Here is a 25329-nt window from a genome sequence, read left to right as displayed (position 1 = left end):
TGTCATCTGACATTCAAATCGACAAAGGGAACACGATGCACATGCTCTACGACTCCGAATCCTTTGTGGTGGTCCATATGCTGCCCGACGCAAGGGAGTCTGCCGCCCAGGCACTCAACGACACGGCACCGCCCAAGCCCCAGCTCGCACGCCACGGCTTCGAGATCGTGGACAAGCGCTCGGGCAAGGAGGTCTACCTGGATGGCTCGTGGGCAGAGATGTTCCAGCAGCAGATCCTGGCCTGGCAGCGCGACACCCCCACGCAGGAAGAGGTGGAAGACGCCCTGGACCGCTATGCGGGCCTGGCGCAGAACCCGGTCGTGGTCCACTGACCTGCGGCCGGTGGCGGATCACCTTGCGGGGTAGATCCGCCGGAACAGCGGTTCCACCAGGATCAGCACAGCAATCAGCCGGCAGACCTGGAAGGCCGTGACCACGGGCACGCCCAGCTGCAGCACCTTGGCGGTGATCGCCATCTCGGTGATGCCGCCCGGCGACGTGCCCAGCAGCAGCGTGACCCAGGGCAGGCCCGTGCCCCAGGCCAGCAGGCCCGCGAACAGCGCGCAGATGCCCATGAGCCCGAAAGTGCCCAGCGCCACGCTGGCCAGCCAGCGCGGTGCCGTGCGCAGGAAGTCAGCCCTGAAGCGCACGCCCAGGCTGACCCCGATGACCAGTTGCGCCGCGTTGGACAGCCACTGCGGCACGGCAGAGAAGCTGATGCCCGCCATGGCGAAGCCCATGGACACCACCAGCGCACCCATGAACCAGGGGTTGGCACGGCGCAGTTTGTCCATCGCCAGCGCCCCTGCCCCGGTAAGCACGGCCATGAGCGCCAGGCCCGGCCAGTCCACCACGCGCGTGGCGGGGGGCAGGGTATCGATGCCGTGCAAGCCGCTGTACTGCAGCGCGAACGGGATGGTGATGGTCACGATCAGAAGGCGCAGGCTGTGGCTGGCGGCCACGAGGTCGGTGCGCGCGTTCTCGCGCTCGGCCAGCAGGGTCATCTCCGATGCCGCGCCGATGGCGCCCGAGAAATAGCTGGTGGCGCGCATCATGCTGGCGGGCACGCCGTGCATGCGCGGCGCATGCACGCGGTACAGCCAGGCCCCGAAGAGCCAGCCCAGCACCAGCGCCCAGACAATGCCCAGCGCAATGGCCCACCACAGGCTGGCCACCAGCACCATGACCTGGGGCGTGAAATACAGGCCCAGCGCGGCGCCGATGGTCCACTGCCCGGCATTGCGCAGCGGCCCCCAGCTCTCGGTGGGTGCGCCGGCGATGGACAGCAGCGAGGTGGCCAGCAACGGCCCGATCATCCAGGGCAGCGGGGTCTTGAGGGTGACGCAGGCGGTCGCCGCGGCCCAGGCCACGGCCAGAGTGAGCACCACACGGGTGGCGAATTGGAAATAAGTACGCATACGATGGGCGGGGACCCGCGAGTATCGCCTGCCGGCATGGCATGCCCGTGCGCCCGGCAATCGCCCCGTGGCATGGCAGGCATCGCGGCTGTTGCAGGCCTTCAGCCGCTGTGGGTGGCTTTTGCCAGCAGCGACAGCCGTCGGATCAAAGGCTCGAACAGCTCCGCGGGCGTGTTGCCATAGCCCATCACCAGGCCGTTGTCCTCGGGCTGCAGTGCCATGGCGAACGCGGACAGGGCCGAGGGCGCCATGCCGTGGTCGCGCGCTGCTGCCGCGATGGCCTGGTCCGGGTAGGCGGGCGGCAGGCGCACCGTGAGGTGCATGCCGCAATGCCCGCCTTCGATGGCGTGCGGCACCTGCAGATGCTGCTCCAGTGCGCTGCGCAATCGCTGCTGGCGCTCACGGTACAGTCGGCGCATGCGCCCCAGGTGGCGGCTGAACTGGCCGCTGTCGATGAAGTCCGCCAACGCCAGCTGGGTGTGCCGCTGGCCGCCGCGCAGCATCTCGGCCAGCGGCTCGCGCACGGCGGCCATCACCGCCGCGGGCAGCACCAGGAAGCCCAGGCGCAGCGAAGGGAACATGGTCTTGCTGAACGTGCCCACATAGAGCACGGGCGCATCGTCCACCAGGCCCTGCATGGCGCCAATGGGCTCGCCCGCGTGGCGGAACTCGCTGTCGTAGTCGTCCTCGATGATCCAGGCACCATGCCGCCGGGCCTGCGCCATCAGCGCCAGGCGCCGTGCCACCGACAGCACCGCCCCGCCCGGGTACTGGTGCGATGGCGAGGTGTAGACCAGGCGCGGCGTGCGCTCGCTCCAGTCAGTCTCCTGCACAGCCAGGCCCAGCGCATCCACCCGCACCGGCAGTGTCCGCAGGTCGCCCGCATGCATGGCCGACTTGGCGCCCCGGTAGCCCGGGTCCTCCACCCAGGCGGTGTCACCGGGGTTGGTGAGCAGCCGCACGCACAGCACCAGGGCCTCCTGTGCGCCCTCGGTGACGACTACCTGCCCGGGCGTGCAGCGCACGCCGCGTGCCAAGGCCAGGTGACGCGCTATGGCGGTGCGCAGGATCATTTCTCCCAGGGGGTCGCCATAGCCCAGCGCCCCGCTGCCGCCCTCATGCACGGCACGGTCCAGGGCGCGGCGCCAGGCGGCGACTGGAAACTGGGACAGCGCAGGCGTGCCTGGACTGAGTGCTTGCACCGCTCCCGGCCGTGCCACCACCGGACGGATGCGCTCCAGACGGGCCGCCATGGCTGCGGTAGGGGACACCACAGCCAAAGGCACTGCGGGCTGCGGGCTTGCGGCGGCAGACAAGGCGGCCACGCGCGTGCCCTGCCGGTCCGACTGCACATAGCCCTCGGCCAGCAGGTGCTCGTACGCCGCCGTGACCGTGTTGCGCGAGATGCCCAGCTCCTCGGCCAGTGCCCGCGAGCCCGGCAGCGGGCTGCCCGCTGCAAGCCGCCCCTGCAGGATGGCTTGGCGCAGCCGCTGGAACAGCTGGCGGCGCAGCGGCGCGGCCTGCGGGCCATGGTCGAGTGCGCTGCCGAGCAGGCGCGGGACCGCGTCGATGGCGGTGGCTACGCCGTCCGAGGGTGGGGCAAGGGAGGCCTGGAGCATGCTGCGGGTCATGTCGTGGCACCTGAAAATAACCAAATCCTGGCACTTTCCACAAGGCCACGACAAGTTTACCGTGCAGGCTCCAACCGCTTCGCTCCCGATGACTTCTTTTTCCATGCCATCCACCCTGAACGAACACCAGCAACCCGTCGGCTCATCCCTGCCCGGCTGGAGCCCCCGCCAGCGGCCCGCACGCGACACCATCGAAGGGCGTTTTTGCCGCCTGGAACCGTTGGACGCCGCGCGCCATGCAGCCCAGTTGCATGCCGCCTATGTGAAGGCCTCCGACGGCCGGGACTGGACCTATATGGCGGTCGGCCCGTTTGCCGATGAGGCCAGCTACCGCGCCCATTGCGAGCAGGCGGCCGCCAGCACCGACCCGCAGCACTACGCGGTGATCGACCAGCGCACGGACAAGGCCGTAGGCACGCTGTCGCTGATGCGCATCGACCCAGCCAACGGTGTGGTCGAGGTCGGGCATGTGATGTTTTCGCCCCAGCTCAAGCGCACGCCCATCTCCACCGAAGCGCAGTACCTGTTGATGAAATACGTGTTCGCCGACCTGGGCTACCGGCGCTACGAGTGGAAGTGCGACAGCTTGAACGGTCCGTCGCGCCAGGCCGCCGCACGCCTGGGCTTCAGCTTCGAAGGCGTCTTCCGCCAGGCCATCGTCTACAAGGGCCGCAACCGCGACACGGCCTGGTTCTCCATCGTCGACAGCGAATGGCCCACACTCAAGGCCGGCTTCGAGCGCTGGCTGGCTCCGGGCAACTTCACGGCCGATGGCGCGCAGCGCGCATCGCTCGCCGAACTGCGCGGCACGGCCACGCCTGCCGTCGCCGCCTGAAGGCGGCTATTCACCGCTGCTGGCGCCGAGCCGCCATCTCGCGCCCCATGGGCACCAGGGCAGTTGGAGGAAGCAGCGCCTGCACCGCCGGGTAGGCGATGCCCTCCTCGTCCTCGATGTGCTGGATATATCGCTGGGCAAAACGGTCCAGCACCGGGTCGTCCAGGGGGCCGAAGGCATGGGTCCGCCCCTCGGCCAGCGCCAGCAGCGGCTGCCGCGCGGCGGCCCAGTCGTCCACCATGGCCGCATGGTCCTGCAGCAGGCGCTGCACCAGCGCCGCGGTCTCGGCCGGACCCTGCGCGAGCAGCGGCGGGAACACATGCAGCTCCTCGTCCTGGTGGTGCAGCGGCGCGGCCACATCGAAATAGCGCAGCACGTCCAGCGCGGCCTGGCGGGCCGGCCCGTCGGCCCCCACGTTCTTCACGTGCTCGCGCAGGCGCTGCAGCAGGTCCAGCGTGCGCTGCACGCGCTCATGGCAGGCCTCCAGCATGGCAAAGGGCTCCTCGAAGCCCACGGCCGGGGTGTTGAACCCGGGCAAGCCGGTCGGTCGCGTGGCCACGCCGGTGGCCTCAATGGTGACCCAGGGGCCGCACGCGCCCGTCCGCCCCGAGCGTGCCCACATAGGTGCGCGCCGCGGGCCGCACGCGCACCGCCGTCTTGCGCGCCTGCACGGTGCCCATGCCCAGGAAACACAGCGCCTGCTCGCTGTCGCGCAGGCCGAAGAGCGCACGCAGTTGCGGCGCCTGCAGTTCCTCGCCACCCGAGAGCATGGTGCCATAGCCCTGGGCCGCCGCCATCAGCAGCATGTTCTGCAGCGCGCAGCCCGCCGACACCAGGCGCGCGGACAGGCCCATGCCGCAGGCCTCGTCCGGCCCGGCATCCACCACGGCGAGCAGCAGGGCGGGAGCCTCCAGGGCCTTGCCCTGCGCAAGGTTCGGCTGCCCGGGGGCCGGAGGCAGCGCCTGCGCGCACACGCCGGCCACGGCGGCGCGGGCCGCATCGGGCACCAGGACCAGGCGCCAGGGCAGCGCCTGACCCGGATCGGGCACGTGCGCCGCGGCGTCCAGGATGGCCGCCAGCTCCGCCGGGCCGGGCCCTGGCGCAAACAGCCGCCCGGGCTGCACATGGCGCCGGGCCCGCAGCAGCGCCCAGGCACTGGAGGCATCGGGCTGCGCGGCCGCAGCCCCTCGTCCGCGCGGACCGGCAGGCTGCAGCGGCCAGGGGATGACGGTCATGGCCGGCCCTCCCCGGGCAGGCGGCAGGCGCAGGGCGCACAGCGCGCAGTCATCCGCACGCCCCCGTGTGCCCGCACTGCGTGCAGTAGTCGCAGCCATCTTTGCGGATCACGGCATGCGCTCCGCATTCCACGCACTTCTTGCCTGCCATGGCCTGCGGCACGGCCACGGGCGGCGCTGCCGGCTCATCCAGCGGCAGCAGTTGCTGCACCGGGTCGGCCACGCGGCGCGCCAGGATGTTCTGGATGGCATAGGCCATGGCCGCGACTTCGGAGTCGTGCCACATCGGCACCTGCGTGCCGTCTTCCCGGCGGTGGGTGCCCAGGCGCACCGGGCCGCGGTCCCAGGCCACCTTGCGCATGTCGCTGAGCGCGCGCTCCAGGAAGCCGCCGCGCGCCGCCAGCGACAGCATGCGCATGCTGGAGGTGATCCACTGCTGCGACTCGCCGCTCTGCCCCACGGGCATGAAAAACTCGATGGCCCGGTCCACCGTGGCATTGCCCACGCCCGTGGGCACGGGCAGGAAGGAGACCAGCAGGTACAGGGTCTTGCGGCCCTCCTGCGTCCAGTACTCGACCTTCTCGGCCACGGCCGAGAGGCCGCCCTTGGGCCGGCTCTCGATCACGGTGCGCATCGGGTCCACGGGCGGTGCCGCCGGGGCGGGCGCAGGCGCCGGGGCGCTGTGCGTTTCGAGCACCGATCCCAGGATGGTATTGGGCCGGTAGGTCGCCAGGCCCTTGAGCCGCGCGCGCCAGGCCTGCAGGTACAGGTCCTTGAAGCCTTCGTACGGGTAGTCGACCGGAATGTTCACGGTCTTGGAGATGGCCGTGTCCACACAGGGCTGCACGGCCTCCATCATCGCGATGTGGCCCTCGGCCGGCATCTCCAGGGCCGAGACGAAGTACTCGGGCAACTGGTGCACGTTGCCGCCCAACTCGCGGTACAGGCGCCAGGCATGGTCTTCCACCGCGTACTCGCTGGTGCTCCCGTCGGCCTCGCGCTTCCTGCGCTTGTAGGTCCATGAGAACGGCGGCTCGATGCCGTTGGAGGCGTTGTCGGCAAAGGCCAGGCTCACCGTGCCCGTGGGCGCGATGGACAGTAGGTGGCTGTTGCGGATGCCATGCGTGCGGATGGCGTCCTGGATCGGTTCGGGCAGGCGGCTCGCGAACGTGCCGGCCGACAAGTAGGGCCCGGCCTCGAACTTCGGAAACGCACCCTTCTCGCGCGCCAGGTCCACCGAGGCCAGGTAGGCGGCATCGCGCATGGCCGAGGCAATGCGCACCGCCATCTCGCGCCCCTCGGGCAGGTCGTAGCGCAGGCACAGCATGGCCAGCGTATTGCCCATACCCGTGAAGCCCACGCCGATGCGCCGCTTGGCCATGGCCTCGTCGCGCTGCTGCGGCAGCGGCCAGAAAGTCACATCGAGCACGTTGTCGAGTGCCCGCACCTGCAATGCAACCGTCTGCGCGAAGGCCTCGAAATCGAACGCAGCCACCCCGCCAAAGCCGAAGGGGTTGCGCACGAAGCGCGTGAGGATGATGGGGCCCAGGTCGCAGCAGCCGTAGGAGGGCAGCGGCTGCTCGCCGCAGTTGTGCGCCACGATGCCGTTGGCGTCGAAGGCGTGCACGTCGGCCACGGTCACGTCGTAGACATTCTCCACGCCATCGTCCACCAGCGCCTGCACGGTGGCCGTGAAGCGCTCACGGTCCAGCTCGCGGCGGTAGCCCGCCAGGGTTGTGTCGAGTCGCTGGGCCTTGTCCGTATCCGCAAAGCCGATGGCTTCGGCGAACAAGGCGATGTTGTCGCCGCAGAGCACCAACTCGTGCTGGGCCCGTGTGCCATACAGCCGCAGGCCGCCCTTGCCGTCGGGCATGGGGCGCTCGGCCGCAGCGCGCCAGTCGCGGTAGAGGGTGGAGGCCATGCCCAGGCGCAGCAGCATGCGCTGCACGGTCTGCAACAGTGCTTCATCGCTCTGCGCAAGCCTCACGCTCACGCCCTTGTCCTGGCTGTCCTGCACCAATCCATCGGCATCGAATAGGCCGCGCAGCAGGCCGCGTGCGAAGTCCGACGACTGCCGCTCCATGGCGGGCGTGATGGTCTGGCGGCCCGGTGCCATGCCCAGGCCGAACGCCAGGTCGCGCAGCGCAGCGCTGGCCATGCGCGCCTCGCCCCGACCCGCCACGGGCCGCTGGAAGCCTCCGAAATCGGCGCGGTGCGCCAGAGTAGCTGCGGCAGCCTCGGCTGCCTGCACGATGCCCGCGGCACCTGTGGCGGCATAGGCCACCGCACCCTGCCCCACGGCCTTGAGCTCGGGGGTCCAGACCGAGAGCACGGCCTTGTCGGCCTTGAGCGTGCCGTCGCCGATGAGCAGGCCCAGCAGGTAGCCCTCGGCCTCGCTGCCGGCGCCGGCCCAGCCCTGCAGGGCCCGGTGGTCGTGCAGCACGATCTCGTCGCCGGGCGAGAGCTGCGCCGCCTCGGTCCACTCGACCTCCAGGCAGTAGCGCGTCTTGCGCGCCACGCGGCGCACGCGGTGCTCGGCCGTGAGGCGCAGCGCGTGGCCTTCGCGGGTCTGCAGGCGCAGCACAGGGCGCGTGCCGGTCTGGAAGAAGCCCTGGCTTTCCACGCGGTAGGCGCGCCCGTCGACCACAGCATGGAAGGGCTGGCCGACCAGCTCGGCCACTTGGCGCGGCCCCTCGGCGGTCAGCACCCAGGTATCGGCCGTCACGCAGGGGTTGGTGGCCGCGATGTCTTCGCAGTAGTGCAGGTTGTTGTCCTCGTTGATGTGGTCGAGGAACAGGATGCCCGGCTCGGCGAAATCGTAGGCCGACTGCATGATGGTGTCCCACAGCGTGCGCGCCGGCACCGTGGCATAGACCCACTGGCCATCCGCACGCTGGTGGGCGCCCTGGTCGATCAGCGGCTGGCCGGGGCGGGCCCGGTGCACCAGCTCCCAGGGACTGTCGCTCTCCACCGCCTGGATGAAGGCGTCGGGCACGCCGACCGAGACATTGAAGTTGTTCCAGCGCCCAGGCGTGCGCTTGGCCGTGATGAATTCCTGCACATCGGGGTGGTCGATGCGCAGCACGCCCATCTGCGCACCGCGCCGCGCGCCAGCGCTTTCCACCGTGGAGCAGGACTGGTCGAACACGTTCATGTAGCTGCACGGCCCTGAGGCCGTCGACGCCGTGCCCACCACGCGCGCGCCCTTGGGGCGGATGCGCGAAAAGTCGTAGCCCACGCCGCCGCCGCGGCGCATGGTCTCGGCCGCTTCGCGCAAGGCTTCGTAGATGCCCGGGTAGCCGCCCTCGTCCACACCCTGGATGCAGTCACCCACGGGCTGCACGAAGCAGTTGATCAACGTGGCCTGGATGTCGGTGCCTGCCGCGCTCATGATGCGCCCGGCACCGATGGCGCCGGCCTGCAGGTTGTGAAGGAACAGCGCTTCGTACTTGTCGCGCAGGGCCGGGGCCTCGACCGAGGCCAGGGCGCGGGCCACGCGCCGGTATAGATCGTCGGCGCTGGTCTCGCCGTTCTTGAGGTATTTCTCGCGCAGGACGTCGAGGCTGATGGCTTGCATGGAGGTGGCGCCGGTCAAAGCGCTGGATGTTTCGCGTTTCATGGCTGAAGGTCCTTGCGCTCCATCAAACAAGACAGGGTTCCCCGCACGCTGAAACCGGGTGGCCGGGGCGAAAGCAGCACCATACATCGGCCCTATAGCCACACTGCCACCGTGGCCTCAGTCCCCGGTGGCTGCTCCAAGAGATCGGCCCTCGGGGTCGTTAGCATTGCGATATGAGAATCATTACATCTTCGGCCATCTCCATGGCCCGCCGGGCCCTGCCCCTGGTAGCAGCGCTGGCGCTCGCCGGCTGCGCGCACCAGCCTTCCGAAGTGGCCCCCGCCTGGCCCGCCCGCCTGCAGCAGGTGCTGCCTGCGGACGTGCTGCTGCTGGGCGAGCAGCACGATGCCGCCGACCACCAGCGCCTGCAGCGCGAGGCCGTGCAATGGCTGGCTGCGCGCGGCATGCTCGCCGCTGTCGTGATGGAGATGGCCGAGCAGGGCGGCAGCACCGCCGGCCTGCCGACGGATGCCACCGAGGCCCAGGCCCAGGCCGCCCTGAACTGGCAGGACAAGGCATGGCCCTGGGCGAAATACGGCCCGGTGGTGATGGCTGCCGTGGGCGCGGGGGCGCCGGTGCTGGGCGGCAACCTGCCGCGCAGCCAGATGCGCGCCACCATGGGCCAGGCGCAGTGGGATGCGCACCTGCCCGCCCCGGCGCTGCAACGCCAGTACACGGAGATCCGCGACGGCCACTGCGGCCTGCTCCCCGAATCGCAGATCGCGCCCATGGCGCGCATCCAGATCGCACGCGACGCCAGCATGGCGCAGGTGGCCACGTCCGCCCTGCAGCCCGGCAAGACGGTACTGCTCATTGCCGGGGCCGGCCATGTCTGGCGCAGCCTGGGTGTACCCACGCACCTGGGCAGCGGCGTGAAGGCCCAGGTCGTGGTGGCGCGGGCCGGCGGCGAGGCCGACGCCACGCACGCCGATGCCGACCTGCTGGCCCCTACGCCCGCGCTGCCGCCGCGCGACGCCTGCGCCGAGCTGCGCGAGCAGTGGAAGGCCGCACCGCGCAAGCCCTGAAATGAAACACCCCCTGAGTCGCTTCGCGCCTTCACCCCTCTCTCATATTGCTTCGCAATCTGGGAGGGGGACGCCCCCAGCGCGGCGGGGCGGCCCTTGCGCGGGGGCACTGGCTTGGGCCGCGCCAGTTTCAGACGTCGCGGGTGGCGCGCAGCGCGATGAATAACTGATACGGGCTCGACAACGGCGCGGCTGCTCAGCCGCCAGCCAGGCTTGGCGCGGGCTGTGCCCGGAGCAGCGCGGCAAACGCCGGCGCGCGCAAGGGTCGGCTGCACAGGTAGCCCTGGTAGGCATCGCAGCCCCGCTCCTGCAGGAAAGCCAGTTGCGCGGGGGTCTCCACGCCTTCGGCCAGCACCGACAGGCCCATGCTGTGGCCCATGGCGATGATGGCCGCGCTGATGGCCATGTCGTCGGCGCTCTGCGGAATGTCGCGGGTGAAGCCCTGGTCGATCTTGAGCACGTCGATGGGAAAGCGCTTGAGCTGGGCCAGCGATGAATAGCCGGTGCCGAAGTCGTCGACCGCGATGCGCACGCCCAGGCCGCGCAGGCCCAGCAGCACCTGCAGGGCTTCTTCGGCGCGCTCAGCCAGCGCGGACTCGGTGATCTCCAGCTCCAGCAGCGACGCCGGAAAGCCCGCGTCGGCCAATGCCGCCGCCGTGCAGCCGGCCACATCGGTCAGGTGGAACTGGCGCGGCGAGACATTCACAGCCAGCGTCACCTCCGGCAGGCCCTCGTCACGCCACTGCCGGCCCTGGCGGCAGACTTCACGCAGCACCCACTCGCCCAGCGGGCCGATGACGCCCGAGGTCTCGGCCACGGGGATGAAGCGCGCGGGCGAGATGAGCCCCTCGTCGGGGTCGTTCCAGCGCACCAGGGCCTCCGCCCCGGCGATGCGGCCCGTGGCAATGTCCACCTGGGGCTGGTAGTACACCTCCATGTGGCCCTGGGCCAGCGCCAGGCGCAGGCGCGACTCCAGCGCCAGGCGCTCGCGCGCGGCCTGGGTCATGGTCTCGTGGAAGAAGCACCAGGCGCCACGCCCGCGCGCCTTGGCGCCATAGACGGCGGCGTGCGCACCCTGCTGCAGGCCCTCCACCGTGTCGGCATGGGTGGGGAACATGCAGATGCCCACGCTGGCGCCGGCCACCACCTCCAGGCCATCGGGCGAGCGCCAGGGCTCGGCCACGGCGGCAATGAGCTGGCGCGCCACGGCGGCCGCGCCCTCGGAGTTGCGCATGTGGCGCGCCACCACGGCCAGCTCATCGCCCGCCATGCGCCCCAGCAGATCGCCAGGGCGCAGGGCCGACTGCACCTTCTTCGCGATGTGCTGCAGCACCTGGTCGCCGGTGGCGTGGCCATAGCTGTCGTTCACGTCCTTGAAGCGGTCCAGGTTGATCAGCAGCACCGCCAGGTGCTCGCCGCTCAGGCGCGCCTCGCCCACGGCCTCGGACAGCTCGGCACCGAAACGCAGGCGGTTGGACAGCCCCGTGAGCGCATCGTTGTGCGCCAGGAACTCCAGGCGCTGCTGCTGCGCCTTTTCTGCGGAGATGTCGGAGAACATGCACACGTAGTGCGTCACCGTACCCGCCGGGTCGCGCACGGCGCTCAGCGACATGTGCTCGGGGAACACCTCGCCGTTCTTGCGCCGGTTCCAGATCTCGCCCTGCCAATGGCCGGTGCCGTCGATGGACGCCCACATCGCGTCGTAAAAGGCCTTGTCGTGGCGGCCCGACTTGAAGACGCGCGGGTTCTGGCCCAGCAGCTCCGTCTCGGTATAGCCCAGCAGGCGCGTGAAGGCCGCGTTGACCGAAAGGATGCGGCCCTGCGCATCGGTCACCACCACGCCCTCGCCGGTGTTGTCCACCACCGTGCTGGCCAGGCGCTGGCGCTCCTCGCTGGTGGCCAGGGCTGTACGTACGGCGGCGATGTCGCCCAGGTCCTGGTGCATGCGCATGCGCGCGCCCTCGGCGCGGTGGGCGCGGTGCGCCAGCCACCAGGCCAGCGCACCCGTCAGCAGCACGTAGAGCCAACCCTTCCAGGTCTGATAGCGGGCCAGTTCGCCCGGGTCCGTGACCCAGCGGGCCAGCAGCAGATCGCCCACGAACACCCACACCACACCCAGCACCAGGTAAAGCGCCGCCACGCACCAGGGAACCAACGACCGCGGGCCACCAGACTCTTGCATGAAATCCTTCTTCCAAACCTGCTCCGGGCCTTGCTGCGACAATGGCGCAGCTATGACGACCCAAGCCTACATCCTCACCCTGTCCTGCCCCGACCGCCTGGGGCTCGTGCACGCCGTTTCCGGCTTCCTGCTGGAGCACGGCGGCAACATCGAAGAAGCCGCGCAGTACAACGACCACGCCACCGGCCTGTTCTTCATGCGCGTGCAGTTCGCCTGCGACCAGCACGACCATGCCACGCTGCGCGAGCGCCTCGCGGCCTTCGCCGAACCCAACCAGATGCGCTGGAGCCTGCACGCCACGGCCCAGCCCGTCAAGACCGTGCTCATGGTCAGCAAGGAAGGCCACTGCCTCAACGACCTGCTGTTCCGCTGGAAATCCGGCCTGCTGCCCGTGGACATCCGCGCCATCATCAGCAACCACCGCGACTTCTACCAGCTGGCCGCCAGCTACAACGTGCCCTTCCACCACATCCCTGTGACTGCCGCCACCAAGGCGCAGGCCGAGGCCAAGCAGTACGAGATCATCGAGGCCGAAGGAGCCGAGCTGGTGGTGCTGGCGCGCTACATGCAGGTGCTGTCGGACGACCTGTGCAAAAAGCTCGCCGGCCGCGCGATCAACATCCACCACAGCTTCCTGCCCAGTTTCAAGGGCGCCAAGCCCTACTACCAGGCGCATGACCGGGGCGTGAAGCTCATCGGCGCCACGGCCCACTACGTCACCGCCGACCTCGACGAAGGCCCGATTATCGAGCAGGACGTGGCCCGCGCCGACCACACCGACACGGTGGAAGACCTCACGGCCCGCGGCCGCGACACCGAAAGCCAGGTGCTGGCCCGTGCCGTGAAGTGGCACAGCGAGCACCGCGTGCTGCTCAACGGGCACAAGACGGTCATCTTCCGCTGAGGAGCCCGATGGCCACGGCCGCCCCTTCCTCTTCGTTCCTCAGCAGCGCGGCCAGGCGCATCCCGCCCATCCAGTGCCTGCTGACCTTCGAGGCACTGGCGCGCCTGCGCAGCGTGACGCAATCGGCCGACGAGCTGTGCGTCACGCCCAGCGCGGTGAGCCACCGCGTCAAGCAGCTCGAACAGATCCTGGGCGTGCGCCTGTTCGGCCGTGCCGACTTCTCGCTGACCACCGAGGGCAGCGCCTACCTGGCCCATGTGCGCGAGGGGCTGGGGGCGCTGCAGCGCTTTCCGGGCGCGGCAGCAGCCCCCGGCCGGCGCCGGCTCAAGCTGGCCGTGACGCCGACCTTCGCGCGCACCATCCTGATCCCGCGCCTGCGCCAGTTCACCGAGGCCTATCCCGAGATCGACCTGGCGCTGCAGGTCTCCATCCCGCTCCTGGACGTGGTGGCCGAAGACGCCGACCTGATGGTGCGCTTCGGCGCCGGCCACTATGCCGACGTGGAGCATGTGGAGCTGGCGCGCGACGTGGTCACCCCGCTGGCCTCGCCGGCCTTCGTGCGCGAGCACGGCCCCTTCGAGCGCCCCGAGGACCTGGAGGGTGTGGCGCTGCTGCGCAGCCCGCTCGAACCATGGCGCACCTGGTTCGGGGCCACCGGCCTGGACTGGTCCGAGCCGAGCGAGGGCTCGCAGTTCAACGACATCGGCCTGATGTGCGACGCCGCGGCGGCCGGCATGGGCGTGGCCCTGGTGCGCCTGAAGCTCGGTGCACCCTGGCTCGAGAACGGCACCCTGGTGCGCCTGTTCGACACCGACACCACCAGCCCCCACGCCCACTACCTGTGCTGGCGCACCGGCACCATGGACCGCTGGGAATGCGCGGCCTTTGCCGAATGGCTGCGCAAGATCATGGTGTGAGCTTGCGCATCCGCCCAGCACAACGCGAAGACGCCGCGGCTATCGCACGCATCCACGTCGCGGCCTGGAAGGCGGCCTATGCGGGCATCATCGACGAGGCCTACCTGGCGGCCCTGTCCACCGCGCAGCGCGAAGCCTATTGGGCCCAGGCGATTGCCCAGGGCAGGCCTGGGCTGCTGCTGGCGCAGGACGACGGCGGCGCCGTGACAGGCTGGATCGCCTTCGGCGACTGCCGCGATGCGGATGCCCCAGCGACCCGGGGAGAGGTCTGGGCGATCTATGTGGACCCTGCCTGCTGGTCGCAGGGCGCAGGCCAGGCGCTGTGGCAGCAGGCCCGGGAGCGGATGCTGGAACAGGGCAAGGCCGAGGCCAGCTTGTGGGTGCTGGCCGCCAACCAGCGGGCCATCCGCTTCTATGCGGCGCTGGGCTTCGCCCCCGAGCCGGCGAGCGCCAGGACCATCACGGTGGCTGGAGCGCCGATTGACGAGCTGCGCCAGGTCTGCGCGCTGGCGCCGGGCGGCCCTGCCGGGCCTTGAACCGGATTTCACGCCGGCCCTCCAAAAATCTCACGGCGGCCGGCGCCGCCATGGCCTACAGTGGCGGCATGCAGACCGCCTCCCTTTCCTCCCTCGCAGCCAACGCGCCCACCGGGCCCACGCCAGCCGAGCGCGCTGCGCGCCAGGCCGAGGTGGTGCAGGCCCTGGCCCGCACCGTGCCCGCCCACGCCCTGCTCTGGCACGCCGAAGACACTACCCCCTACGAATGCGACGGGCTCACGGCCTACCGCCAGCGCCCGCTGGTGGTCTGCCTGCCCGAAACCTACGAGCAGGTGCAGGCCGTGCTGCAGGCCTGCCACCGGCTGCATGTGCCCGTGGTGGCGCGCGGCGCGGGCACGGGGCTGTCCGGCGGGGCCATGCCCGATGCCATGGGCGTGACACTGTCGCTGGCCAAGTTCAACCGCATCCTCAACGTGGACCCGGTGAGCCGCACGGCCCTGGTGCAATGCGGCGTGCGCAACCTGGCCATCAGCGAGGCGGCCGCGCCCTATGGCCTGTACTACGCGCCCGACCCGAGCAGCCAGATCGCCTGCACCATCGGCGGCAATGTGGCCGAGAACTCGGGCGGCGTGCATTGCCTCAAGTACGGCCTCACGGTGCACAACGTACTGCAGGTGCGCGGCTTCACCATCGAGGGCGAGGCCGTGGAATTCGGCAGCGATGCGCTCGATGCCCCCGGCTACGACCTGCTGGCAGCCGTGATCGGCAGCGAAGGCATGCTGGCCGTGACCACCGAGGTCACGGTGCGCCTGATCCCCAAGCCGCAGCTGGCGCGCTGCATCATGGCCAGCTTCGACGACGTGCGCAAGGCGGGCGCTGCGGTGGCAGCCGTCATCGCCGCCGGCATCATCCCGGCAGGGCTGGAGATGATGGACAAGCCCATGACTGCCGCGGTCGAGGACTTCGTGCACGCGGGCTACGACCTCGGTGCCGAGGCCATCCTGCTGTGCGAAAGCGACGGCACGCCCGATGAGGTGGAGGAAGAAATCGGCCGCATGACCGAGGTGCTGCGCGCCGCGGGCGCGGTGGCCATCTCGGTAAGCCGCGACGAGGCCGAGCGCCTGCGCTTCTGGAGCGGGCGCAAGAACGCCTTCCCCGCCAGCGGCCGCATCAGCCCCGACTACATGTGCATGGACTCCACCATCCCGCGCAAGCGCCTGGCCGACATCCTGCTGGCCATTGCCGAGATGGAGAAGAAATACCAGCTGCGCTGCGCCAACGTGTTCCACGCGGGCGACGGCAACCTGCACCCCTTGATCCTGTTCGACGCCAACGACCCCGACCAGTTGCACCGCTGCGAACTCTTCGGCGCCGACATCCTGGAGACCAGCGTGGCCATGGGCGGCACGGTGACGGGCGAGCATGGCGTGGGCGTGGAAAAGCTCAACAGCATGTGCGTGCAGTTCAGCGCCGAGGAAAACGCGCAGATGGCGGGCCTCAAGCACGCCTTCGACCCGGCCGGCCTGCTCAACCCCGGCAAGGTGATCCCCACACTGCACCGCTGTGCGGAGTACGGCAAGATGCTGGTGCGCGCGGGGCAGATCAAGCACCCGGACCTGCCCCGGTTCTGATCCCCTCGTGCAACACCCAGAGCCGCCCACTGCGACGCCACCCGCACCCGGCCCCATGAAGGGCCTGCAAGGCCTGGCCTTTCTGCTGCTCATGCAGTCGGCCGGCGAGGCACTGTCGCATTTCCTGCACCTGCCCGTGCCCGGCCCGGTGGTCGGCATGGTGCTGCTGCTCCTGGCGCTGCAATAGGGCCCGGTGCAGCGGGCCGTGGCGCCAGCGGCAGGTTTTCTGCTCACCCACCTGTCGCTGCTGTTCGTGCCGGTGGGTGTGGGGGTGATGACGCACCTCGATCTGCTGGGCGCCTATGGGTTGCGCCTGGTGGTGGTGATCGTGCTGTCCACCTGGGCCGGAATGGCGGCCACAGTGCTGGTGCTGCGCCTGTTCAGGCCCCAGCCGGAAACCCGGGAGGCGGGTGATGGCCAACTTCGTTGAGCTCTGGCTCTACCTCTCGCAAGCGCCACTGTTCGGCCTCACGGCCACGCTCGCGGTGTACGTGCTGGCGCAGGCGTTTTCCGCACGCATGGGCCATGCGGCCTGGGCCAACCCGGTGCTGTGGTCGGTGGTGGTGCTGGCCGGTGCGCTGCTGGCCACGGGCACGGCCTACCCCACCTTCTTTGCCGGAGCGCAGTTCATCCACTTTCTGCTCGGGCCAGCCGTGGTGGCCCTGGGCTGGCCGCTGTGGCTGCGCCGGGCCGAGCTGCGCCAGCGCTGGGGCCGCCTGCTGCTGGCCGCGCTGGCCGGCGGCACGGCGGCGGCCACCAGTGCCGTGGGCCTGGGCTGGGCCATGGGCCCGCCGCTGGACATGCTGATGTCGCTGGCGCCCAAATCGGTCACGGCACCCGTGGCCATGGGCGTGGCCGCGCAGATCGGCGGCGTGCCGGCGCTGGCGGCCTTGTTCGCGGTGCTCACCGGCATGGTGGGCGCACTTTCGAGCCGCACCCTGTTTGGCTGGCTGCGCGTGGGCACGGATGCGCCCGGCATGGTGGCACGCGGCTTTGCACTGGGCACGGCTTCGCATGGCATCGGCGCCGCGCAGGCCCTGCAGGACGATCCCGATGCAGGCGCCTACGCTGGCCTGGCGCTGGGCCTGCAGGTGGTGCTGGCAGCGCTGCTGGTGCCGCTGGTGGTGAAACTCTTCTAACGCAGGGCGCGCACGATCTCACCCGCGTGCGAGACGCCAAACAGCACCAGGCCGATCAGCCCGCCCACCACCGTGCCGTTGATGCGGATGTACTGCAGGTCCCGGCCGACCTGCAGTTCGATGAGTTCGGACATCTCCTGCGCATCCCAACGCTGCACGGTGTCCTCGATGTGCTGCGCGATGAACGCGGACACCTCGGGCGCCAGCCCCTCGGCCCAGCGTTCGAGCCGTGCGCTGAGCGATTCACGCAGCGCCGGATCGTCCGCGAGCGAGCGGCCCAGCCAGGCGCCCATGGCCTGCACGTTGCGCGCCACGGCCGAATCAGGCTGGGCCAGGTCGTGGCGCAGCGCCGTGCGCATGCCCTGCCACAGCTCCTGCACATAGCGGCCCAGCGTGGCGTCGGTCTGCAGGTACTGGCGGATCTCATCGGCCCGCTGCTGCCAGTCGGGGTCGGTCTGCAGGCGCTCGATGAGCCGCTGCACGGCCTCATCGAAACGATCGCGCAACTGGTGCTGCGGGTTGGCGGCCACTTCGGCCAGCAGGCCGGCCAGGGCATTGGCCACCATCGCCGAGCCCTTGTCGCCCAGCCAGTCGGTGGGGAGCATCTTCTCCTTGACCGGGTGGTCCTTCTTGAGCCATTGCACTATGGTGCGCGCGATCAGGTCGCGCGTCTCCTCGCTCTGCAGCACGGTGATGAGCCGGGCCAGCCCATCGTCGAGCAGCGCCTGGTGGCGGCCGTTGTGCGTGAGCGCACCCAGCACCGTGGCCATGGTCTGCGACAGGTCGATCTGCCCGATCAGCGTGCGGGCGGCACGCTGGATGAAGCGCTCCACCTGCGCATCCTGCACGGCGTCAAGCCCCGCAGAGACCAGGCGCACGGCCTGCTGGCTCAGCAAGGCGGTGTTGCCCGGTGCAACCAGCCAGTCGGCCACGCGCGCCACCGGGTCGTGGCGGCGGATCAGCGCCACCAGCGAGGGCGCGTCGAGGAACTTGTCGCGCACAAAGCCGGCCAGGTTGCGGCCGATGCGGTCCTTGTTGCGCGGGATGATGGCCGTGTGCGGGATCGGCAGGCCCAGCGGGTGGCGGAACAGGGCCACCACGGCAAACCAGTCGGCCAGCGCGCCCACCATGGCCGCCTCGGCCACGGCCTTCAGGCAGTTCAGGGCCAGGCCGCGCTCCACCAGGCTGGTGCCGATGAACACCGCAGTCGCCAGCAGCAGCAGGGCCAGGGCCTGCCGCTTGGCCTTGCGCAGCGCCGCATGGGCGGCGTCCGCGTCGGTGGAAGATGCCATCGGGCGGCGCAGCAGCGCCGCTCAGGCTGCCGCTGCGATCTGGTCGAGCGCCTTGGACAGATGGCCCACGGTGCGCTCCACGTTGTGCCACTTCTCCAGGCCGAACAGGCCGATGCGGAAGGTCTTGAAATCCGTGCCCTCGTCGCACTGCAGCGGCACGCCGGCAGCGGTCTGCAGGCCGACATCCATGAACTTCTTGCCGTTCTGGATACCAGGGTCGGTGGTGTAGCTCACCACCACGCCAGGGGCCTTGTAGCCCTCGGCCGCCACGCTGGGGAAGCCCTTGGATTCGAGCAGCGCACGCACCTTGGCGCCGAGTTCGATCTGCTCGGCGCGCACCTTGTCGAAGCCGTACTCGCGCGTCTCCAGCATCACCTCGCGCAGGCGCACCAGCGCGTCGGTGGGCATGGTGGTGTGATAGGCGTGCTGGCCCTTTTCGTAGCCCTCGGCGATCTGCATCCACTTTTTGAGGTCGCACGAGAAGCTGCTGCTCGTCGTGCCCTCGATGGCCTGGCGCGCACGCTCGCTGAGCATCACCATGGCGCAGCAGGGCGAGCCGCTCCAGCCCTTTTGCGGGGCCGAGATCAGCACATCCACACCGGTTGCCTGCATGTCCACCCACATCGCGCCCGAAGCCACGCAGTCGAGCACGAACAGCGCGCCCACCTCGTGCGCGGCCGCAGTCAGCGTGCGCAGGTAGTCATCGGGCAGGATGATGCCGCTGGCGGTCTCCACGTGCGGCGCAAACACTACCTTGGGCCGCTCGGCACGGATGGCGGCCGCCACCTCGTCGGCCGGGCACGGCGCCCAAGGGGCTTGCGGGCCGTCGCCCTGCTTGCGCGCCTTGCACACCACGGCGCCGCCGCCCAGGCCGCCGGCCGCGTCGAAGATCTGGCTCCAGCGGTAGCTGAACCAGCCGTTGCGCACGATGAGCACCTTCTCGTTGTTGGCGAACTGGCGCGCCACGGCCTCCATACCGAAGGTGCCGCTGCCGGGCACCAGCACGGCCGTGTGGGCGTTGTAGACCTGCTTGAGCGTGGCCAGGATGTCCTGCATCACGCCAGTGAAGCGCTTGGACATGTGGTTGAGCGCGCGGTCGGTGTAGACCACCGAGAATTCGAGCAGGCCATCGGGATCGATATCGGGCAGCAGTCCGGGCATGGGGAAGGTCTCCGTTGGATGGGGCACAGGGCAGCACGCGCGCGGCCGCCCCAATCAGCCGGCCAGCTTAGCATGGCCCTTTGCCACCGGTGGGGTCACCAGGTATCCACAAAGCGGTGCCCCAGGGGCGCCACCTGGGCCGATGCCAGCCCCCGTGCCAGCCAGGCACGCGTTTCGGCCGGATCGATCACCGCATCGATCTCCAGCGTGGCCGCCATGTGCATGGCCTCGCCGTTGGCGTACTGGCGCGCCACGAGCTTCTGGAACAGGGCGTCGCGCTCGGCGCCCTCGGGCACGGCCTCCAGCTCCTTGCGAAAGCCCAGGCGCACGGCGCCTTCGAGCCCCATGGCGCCGAACTCCCCCGTGGGCCAGGCCACGGTGAATACCGGCGCATGGAAACCTCCGGCAGTCATGCCCATGGCCCCCAGCCCATAGCCCTTGCGCAGCACCACGCTGAAGAATGGCACACGCAGGCTGGCCGCCGTCACGAACAATCGGCTCACATGGCGCACCTGGGCCGTGGCCTCCACATCGGGGCCGACCATGAAGCCGGGCGTGTCCACCAGGCTCACCAGCGGCAGGCCATGCGCATTGCACAGCTGCATGAAGCGCGCCCCCTTGTCGGCGGCATCGGCATCGATGGCGCCGCCCAGGTGCTGCGGGTTGCTGGCCAGCAGGCCCACAGGCCGGCCCTCGATGCGCGCCAGCGCCGTGTGGATGCCCGCACCGAAGCCGGTGCGCAGCGGGAGCAGGCTGCCCTCGTCCACCAGCCCCGCCATGGCGGCACGCGTGTCGTACACGCGCAGCCGGTTCTCGGGCACCACACTGCGCAGTTGGCGCTGGTCGGGGGCCGTCCAGTGCGCCAGCCGCCCCTGGAAGAACGACAGGTAGTGCCGCGCCGCACGCACGGCCCCGGCTTCGTCGTCCACCAGCACGTCGATCACGCCATTGGCGTGCTGCAACGCGCTCGGGCCGATCTGCTCAGGCTTGAACACGCCGAGCCCCCCGCCCTCGATCATCGCCGGCCCACCCATGCCGATGTTGCTGCCGCGCGTGGCGATGACCACGTCGCTGCAGCCCAGCAGCGCGGCATTGCCCGCAAAACAGCGCCCCGCCGCAATGCCCACCACGGGCACCTGGCCCGACAGCGCGGCATAGCTGGCAAAGGTGTGCACATGCAGGCCCGCCACCACCGGCATGTCGGTGTCACCGGGCCGGCCGCCGCCGCCTTCGGCGAACAGCACCGCGGGCAGCTTCTGCGCCAGGGCGATGCCCAGCATGCGATCGGTCTTGGCGTGGTTGCGCGCGCCCTGCGTGCCGGCCAGCACCGTGGCGTCGTAGGACATGACCACTGCGCGCGACTGCTCAGGCCCGAAATCGGCGCTATTGATGCCGCCGATGCCCGTGACCATGCCGTCGGCCGGCGTGTTGGCGACCAGGTCCTCCAGGCTGCGCCGGCGCGTCTGCGCCGCAATGGCCAGCGCGCCGTACTCGATGAAGCTGCCCTCGTCGCACAGGTCGGCGATGTTCTCGCGCGCACTGCGCCCACCCTGCGCCTGGCGCTTGGCCATGGCGTCGGGGCGCGCGGCGTCGAGCGTGAAGGCATGGCGGTCCTGCACGCGCTGCAGATCGGGGCGGATACGGTCGGGGTCCTGCGCCGCAGCGTTCTCGTCCGCCATGGGCCCGGCCCCCTCCGCGGCGTCCAGCACCAGCAGCGGCTGGCCCTGCACCAGGTAGCCGCCCGGTGCAGCCAACAGTGCACGCACCCGGCCCGCGTGCGGCGCCAGCAGCACATGCTCCATCTTCATGGCTTCGAGCACGGCCAGCTCGGCCCCGGCGGCCACCACATCGCCCTCGGCCACGGCCAGCTGCACCAGCCGTGCAGGCATGGGCGCCGGCACCGCCCCTTCGGGGGCCGACTCGGGTTGCGCAATCTCCTGGCCCGCCACCGCGGCCAGGGGTTCATCGGCCCACTGGCCCGCCGCCACCAACAGCTCGGGCAAGACCGTTTCCAGCCAGCGCGTGTGCACCTGCTGGCTTTGCATTTCGGGCCGCGCGGCCAGCGCGCGCAGCAGCGCCACATTGGTCGCCATGCCGCCGATGTGGCATTCGGCCAGTGCACGTTGGGAGCGCCGCAGCACATCGCCGAAGCGGGGGCTGCGCGTGTGCACGATGAGCTTGGCCAGCAGCGTGTCGTAGTGCGGCGAGGGGGTTGCACCCGCCACGCCATGCGTATCCACACGGATGCCCGGGCCGGCCGGCAGCTCGAAGCGCGTGAGCGCACCGCTGCCGGGCACGGCGCCGCCCTGCGCATCCAGCGTCTCGGCGTTGATGCGCCACTGCATGGCAAAGCCCTGTACCGCAGGCGGCGCCTCGGGGTCAAGGCCCAACTCACGCAAGCGCCTGCCAGCAGCCAGCGCAATCTGCGCCTGCACCAGGTCCACGCCGGTGACCTCTTCGGTGACGGTGTGCTCCACCTGCAGGCGCGGATTGGCTTCGATGAAGACAAAGGGCAGCGTGTCGGACGCCAGGTCCACCAGGAACTCGAAGGTCCCCAGGCCCTCGTACGCCACCTCGCGCACCATGGACAGCGCGGCCGCCACGATGCGTTCGCGCAGCGGGGCGGGCAGCGAGGGGCTGGGCGCCACCTCCACCAGCTTCTGGAAGCGCCGCTGCAGCGTGCACTCGCGCTCGCCCAGGGCAATCACCTCGTGCCCGTCGCCCAGCACCTGTACCTCGATATGGCGTGCACCGTTCATCAGCCGCTCGACATACACGCCCTCCACCCCGAAGGCAGCCAGCGCCTCGCTGCGGCAGCGCTCGTAGGCCTTCGGCAGTTCATCGGCCGCCTGGACGGCGCGCATGCCGCGCCCGCCGCCACCGCCGATCGCCTTGAGCACGATGCCCGCGCCGCCCTGCGCCTGCCAGAAGGCCTGCGCCTCCTTCAGCGTGACGGCAGCCTGCGAGCCCGGCATCAGCGGCACACCGCAGCGCAGGGCCAGCGCGCGGGCCTGCGCCTTGTCGCCGAACAGCGCGAGCTGCGCCGGCGTGGGGCCGATGAAGCGCAGCCCGGCGTCCGCACAGGCGCGCGCGAAGTCGGCACGCTCGCTCAGGAAGCCGTAGCCCGGGTGCACGGCATCGCAACCCTGCGCGCGGGCGATGGCAACCAGGTTCGCGCCATCCAGGTAGGCCGAGGGGCCCGTGGCACCGAGGGCCACGGCCGCATCGGCCGCGCGCACGTGGGGTGCCTGCGCATCGTCATCGGCATACACAGCCACGCTGGCGATGGACAGGTCCTGCAGTGCGCGCACGGTGCGCAGGGCGATCTCGCCACGGTTGGCGACCAGGACTTTGTGGAACAGGGGCGGGGTCATCATTTCAGGGGATCTCTCGGAGCAGGCGGCGCAGCACCTTGCCGGCACCGGTCGCGGGCAAGGCATCGATGAAACGCACTTCGCGCGGGGTTTTGTAGGGCGCCATGTTCTCGCGCGCCCAGGCCACCAGGGCAGCGGCATCCACCTCCTGGCCGGGCTTCTTCACGATGAATGCACGCACCACCTCGCCCTTCTCGGCATCGGCCACGCCGATCACGGCGGCCTGGGCCACGGCGGGGTGCTTGATGAGCAGGGTCTCCACCTCTTCGGGGAACACGCTGTAGCCCGAGACCTTGATCATCTCCTTGAAGCGGCCGATGAAGGTCAGGTAGCCATCGGGGTCCATCTTGCCCATGTCGCCGGTGTGCACCCAGCCATCGCGCAGGGTCTGCGCCGTGGCCTCGGGCTTGTTCCAGTAGCCCTTGAAGTTGCCAGGGCCGTGGATGGTGATCTCACCCACCTCGCCGGCCGGCAACGGCGCGCCGGTCTCTGGGTCGATGATGCGGATGGTGTTGCCTGGCACCGGCTTGCCGTGCGCTCCCCAGCGGATGGCATCGTGCGGCATGTAGGTATCCACGGTGTGCGTCTCCGACAGGCCGTAGGACGCCTCGAACGACGTGCAGTTCGGCGCGAACTCCCTCCACTGCCGCGCCAGCGCCTCGGTGAAGGTGATGCCGAAGCTCGTGACCGGGTTGCGGCGCAATGCACTCCAGTCCATGCCGCGCGCGCCAGGCACCTGCATGAGGGCGCCGTTCATGGGCGCGATGCTGTACCACCAGGTCACGCGGTGGCGCTCCAGCGCCTGGGCCACGGCCAGCGGGTCGAAGCGGTACAGCAGCACCGTGGTGGCGCCGGTGTGGATGGGCAGGTTCACCCCCATCACCATGCCGGCGATGTGGTACAGCGGCGCCACGGCCAGCAGCACGTCATCGCCGCGCGCGCCATTGCACTCGGCCGATGCCGCTGTCTTGAAGCGTGCGTTCTCGTAGCTCAGCATGGCGCCCTTGGGCAGGCCCGTGGTGCCCGAGGTATAGGTCATCAGCGCCACGTCGTCCATGCCGATGGCCACCGGTGTGGGCGTGCCGCCGGCGCGCACCACCGCCAGGAAATCCTCGCAGCCGGCAGGCACTGGGGCAGCAGCCGCGCGCATGGCCTGCAGCTCGGCCGGCACGTCGATGCTGGGCGCATCGGGCAGCAGCTCGCCATAGCGCACCACGAACACGTGCGCAAGCGACGTGGCGGCACGCACCTTGTCCACCACGGGCAGCAGCAAGTCGGCCGCCACGATCACGCGCGCGCCCAGGTCCGCCAGCTGGTACTGCAGCTCATGCTCCTTGTTGAGCGGGCCGCAGGGACAGACGATGGCACCGATCTTCTGGATGCCGTAGTGCGCCATCACGTACTGCGGGCAGTTGTTCATGAACAGCGCCACCGGCTCGCACGGCTGCACGCCCAGCGCCTGCAGGCGGGCGGCAAATGCGTCGCTGGCGGCATCGATCTCGGCCCAGGTGATGGGCTGGCCGTACCAGAGGTAGGCGGTGCGCCCGGGAGTCTCGCGCGCATGGCGGCGCAGGTGTTCGTGCAGCGGCAGCGCGGTGGCGGTCTGTGGCATGGCGTTGTCTCCAAGGTGTCTGCAATCGCTGGTTCTCGGCACTGCTTCAGGGTTTGCGATAGGTCCCCGTGCCCGCCAGCGTCTTGCCAATATATACCCATGGGTAGAACATTGCTACCCATCGGTATAAAGCCACGTCGCACAAAGGACAGCATCCATGACAGAGCAGCCCCCCGTACAGGCCAGCGGCCGGCAGAAGGCCGCCACGGCCGGGTCGGACGAGAAGCGCGAGCGCATCCTGCGCGCCGCCGAGGCGCTGTTCGACGCCCAGGGCTATGCCAACACCACCATAGAGCAGATCGTGCAACAGCTGGGCGTGACCAAGCCCTTCGTGTACTACTACTTCCGCAACAAACAGGAGATCTTCGAGACCCTGTGCTGGACGCCCGCCGTGGCCTGCTTCACGGCCATGGACTTCGCCGAGGGCGACGACCGTCCGGCGCACGTGAAGGTGACGGAAGGCATCGAGCGCCTGATCCGCGCCACGCTGGCGCACCACCCGGCGGCCTTCTTCCCCTACCGCGAGCCCCAGGTCTACCGTCCCGAGTACCTGGCGGCGCAAAAGCAGCTGGCCAATCATTTCTACAACCAGCTCTGCGCTTTGCTCGAAGAGGGACGACGGGACGGCATGTTCGAGTTCAACGACACCAAGATCACGGCCCTGGCCGCCTGCAGCCTGCCCGGTTTTCTCTACAACTGGTACCGGCCCGACGGCCGCCTGTCGGCCGATGAGGTAGCGCAGGAGCTCTCGCAACTGGCCCGGCGGGTGCTGGGCCTGCGGCGCACACGCCGGCGCACGGCCCCCTGAGCCCGGGCCCGGCCATCCACCGACAAGCAACACACCAAGGAGACACAGA

The 25329-nt window shown here is 70.0% G+C and carries 18 protein-coding genes and 2 pseudogenes; 10 read left to right on the top strand and 10 right to left on the bottom strand.

The window, feature by feature from the left end; translation table 11 throughout:
* The first annotated feature begins 35 nt into the window (after positions 1-35).
* Positions 36-332 (top strand): BTH_I0359 family protein, encoded by a 297-nt coding sequence (locus tag AC07X5_RS04235; protein ID WP_409960350.1) that lies wholly within the window; start codon positions 36-38, stop codon positions 330-332.
* Positions 333-350: 18 nt separating this feature from the next.
* Here the strand turns inward: AC07X5_RS04235 and AC07X5_RS04230 are convergent, their stop codons facing one another.
* Together AC07X5_RS04230 and pdxR are read right to left on the bottom strand one after the other, a co-directional pair.
* A complete protein-coding gene (locus tag AC07X5_RS04230; protein ID WP_494769140.1) occupies positions 351-1418 on the bottom strand; it encodes an AbrB family transcriptional regulator in 1068 nt (355 codons plus the stop codon).
* A gap of 101 nt (positions 1419-1519) precedes the next feature.
* A complete protein-coding gene (gene pdxR / locus AC07X5_RS04225) occupies positions 1520-3037 on the bottom strand; it encodes a MocR-like pyridoxine biosynthesis transcription factor PdxR (RefSeq protein WP_494769461.1) in 1518 nt (505 codons plus the stop codon).
* 115 nt (positions 3038-3152) lie between these two features.
* Between pdxR and AC07X5_RS04220 the strand changes: the two are divergent.
* Positions 3153-3854 (top strand): annotated as a pseudogene (locus tag AC07X5_RS04220) (GNAT family N-acetyltransferase); the annotation flags it as partial.
* A 40-nt stretch (positions 3855-3894) separates the two neighbouring features.
* Here the strand turns inward: AC07X5_RS04220 and AC07X5_RS04215 are convergent.
* From AC07X5_RS04215 to AC07X5_RS04205, 3 genes are read right to left on the bottom strand one after another with little or no spacing between them, the layout of a single operon-like run.
* A complete protein-coding gene (locus AC07X5_RS04215; RefSeq protein WP_494769460.1) occupies positions 3895-4458 on the bottom strand; it encodes a hemerythrin domain-containing protein in 564 nt (187 codons plus the stop codon).
* Positions 4454-5119, bottom strand: coding sequence for a nitroreductase family protein (locus tag AC07X5_RS04210; RefSeq protein WP_409960352.1), 666 nt, complete (start codon positions 5117-5119; stop codon positions 4454-4456). The genes AC07X5_RS04215 and AC07X5_RS04210 overlap by 5 nt, the downstream gene beginning before the upstream one ends.
* A gap of 49 nt (positions 5120-5168) precedes the next feature.
* Complete coding sequence (locus tag AC07X5_RS04205) at positions 5169-8738, bottom strand: ribonucleotide reductase barrel domain-containing protein (protein ID WP_494769139.1); 3570 nt, start codon at positions 8736-8738, stop codon at positions 5169-5171.
* A 173-nt stretch (positions 8739-8911) separates the two neighbouring features.
* Between AC07X5_RS04205 and AC07X5_RS04200 the strand changes: the two genes are divergently transcribed.
* Positions 8912-9763: a ChaN family lipoprotein gene (locus AC07X5_RS04200; RefSeq protein ID WP_494769138.1), complete on the top strand. Its 852-nt coding sequence runs from the start codon at positions 8912-8914 to the stop codon at positions 9761-9763.
* 196 nt (positions 9764-9959) lie between these two features.
* Here the strand turns inward: AC07X5_RS04200 and AC07X5_RS04195 are convergent, their stop codons facing one another.
* The gene (locus tag AC07X5_RS04195; protein ID WP_494769137.1) at positions 9960-11945 is read right to left on the bottom strand and encodes a putative bifunctional diguanylate cyclase/phosphodiesterase; all 1986 of its coding nucleotides are present in this window, start codon (positions 11943-11945) and stop codon (positions 9960-9962) included.
* Positions 11946-11997: 52 nt separating this feature from the next.
* Between AC07X5_RS04195 and purU the strand changes: the two genes are divergently transcribed.
* The 6 genes and pseudogenes from purU to AC07X5_RS04165 all read left to right on the top strand — a co-directional run bounded on the left by purU (position 11998) and on the right by AC07X5_RS04165 (position 17033).
* The gene (gene purU / locus AC07X5_RS04190; protein ID WP_409960356.1) at positions 11998-12849 is read left to right on the top strand and encodes a formyltetrahydrofolate deformylase; all 852 of its coding nucleotides are present in this window, start codon (positions 11998-12000) and stop codon (positions 12847-12849) included.
* An 8-nt stretch (positions 12850-12857) separates the two neighbouring features.
* Positions 12858-13766 carry a LysR substrate-binding domain-containing protein gene (locus AC07X5_RS04185; RefSeq protein WP_494769136.1) on the top strand — a complete coding sequence of 303 codons (909 nt, stop codon included), beginning with the start codon at positions 12858-12860 and terminating at the stop codon, positions 13764-13766.
* The gene (locus tag AC07X5_RS04180) at positions 13763-14302 is read left to right on the top strand and encodes a GNAT family N-acetyltransferase (RefSeq protein ID WP_494769135.1); all 540 of its coding nucleotides are present in this window, start codon (positions 13763-13765) and stop codon (positions 14300-14302) included. Before AC07X5_RS04185 ends, AC07X5_RS04180 begins: the two co-directional genes overlap by 4 nt.
* A 68-nt stretch (positions 14303-14370) precedes the next feature.
* On the top strand, positions 14371-15894 hold the full coding sequence (locus AC07X5_RS04175; RefSeq protein ID WP_494769134.1) for an FAD-linked oxidase C-terminal domain-containing protein: 1524 nt from the start codon (positions 14371-14373) through the stop codon (positions 15892-15894).
* Positions 15895-15949: 55 nt separating this feature from the next.
* Positions 15950-16324 (top strand): annotated as a pseudogene (locus tag AC07X5_RS04170) (CidA/LrgA family protein).
* Entirely contained in the window at positions 16308-17033 is a 726-nt protein-coding gene (locus AC07X5_RS04165; RefSeq protein ID WP_494769133.1) for an LrgB family protein, read from the top strand. The pseudogene AC07X5_RS04170 and the gene AC07X5_RS04165 overlap by 17 nt, the downstream one beginning before the upstream one ends.
* Here the strand turns inward: AC07X5_RS04165 and AC07X5_RS04160 are convergent.
* The 4 genes from AC07X5_RS04160 to AC07X5_RS04145 all read right to left on the bottom strand — a co-directional run bounded on the left by AC07X5_RS04160 (position 17030) and on the right by AC07X5_RS04145 (position 24472).
* Entirely contained in the window at positions 17030-18325 is a 1296-nt protein-coding gene (locus AC07X5_RS04160; RefSeq protein WP_494769132.1) for a DUF445 domain-containing protein, read from the bottom strand. The genes AC07X5_RS04165 and AC07X5_RS04160 overlap by 4 nt on opposite strands.
* A gap of 21 nt (positions 18326-18346) precedes the next feature.
* Positions 18347-19486, bottom strand: a complete 1140-nt coding sequence (locus tag AC07X5_RS04155; RefSeq protein WP_409956154.1) for a pyridoxal-phosphate-dependent aminotransferase family protein — start codon at positions 19484-19486, stop codon at positions 18347-18349.
* 95 nt (positions 19487-19581) lie between these two features.
* Positions 19582-22848 (bottom strand): acetyl-CoA carboxylase family protein, encoded by a 3267-nt coding sequence (locus AC07X5_RS04150; protein ID WP_494769459.1) that lies wholly within the window; start codon positions 22846-22848, stop codon positions 19582-19584.
* Positions 22849-22864: 16 nt separating this feature from the next.
* Positions 22865-24472, bottom strand: coding sequence for an AMP-binding protein (locus AC07X5_RS04145; RefSeq protein WP_494769131.1), 1608 nt, complete (start codon positions 24470-24472; stop codon positions 22865-22867).
* 157 nt (positions 24473-24629) lie between these two features.
* On the opposite strand from AC07X5_RS04145, the gene AC07X5_RS04140 reads away from it, so the two are divergent.
* Complete coding sequence (locus tag AC07X5_RS04140; protein WP_494769130.1) at positions 24630-25280, top strand: TetR/AcrR family transcriptional regulator; 651 nt, start codon at positions 24630-24632, stop codon at positions 25278-25280.
* Positions 25281-25329 lie beyond the last annotated feature (49 nt).

This window comes from Acidovorax sp. GW458-11-26-14-TSB4 (assembly GCF_059423865.1).
Note: the sequence above shows the minus strand (reverse complement) of the source record. Positions and strands in the feature narration are given on the sequence as shown.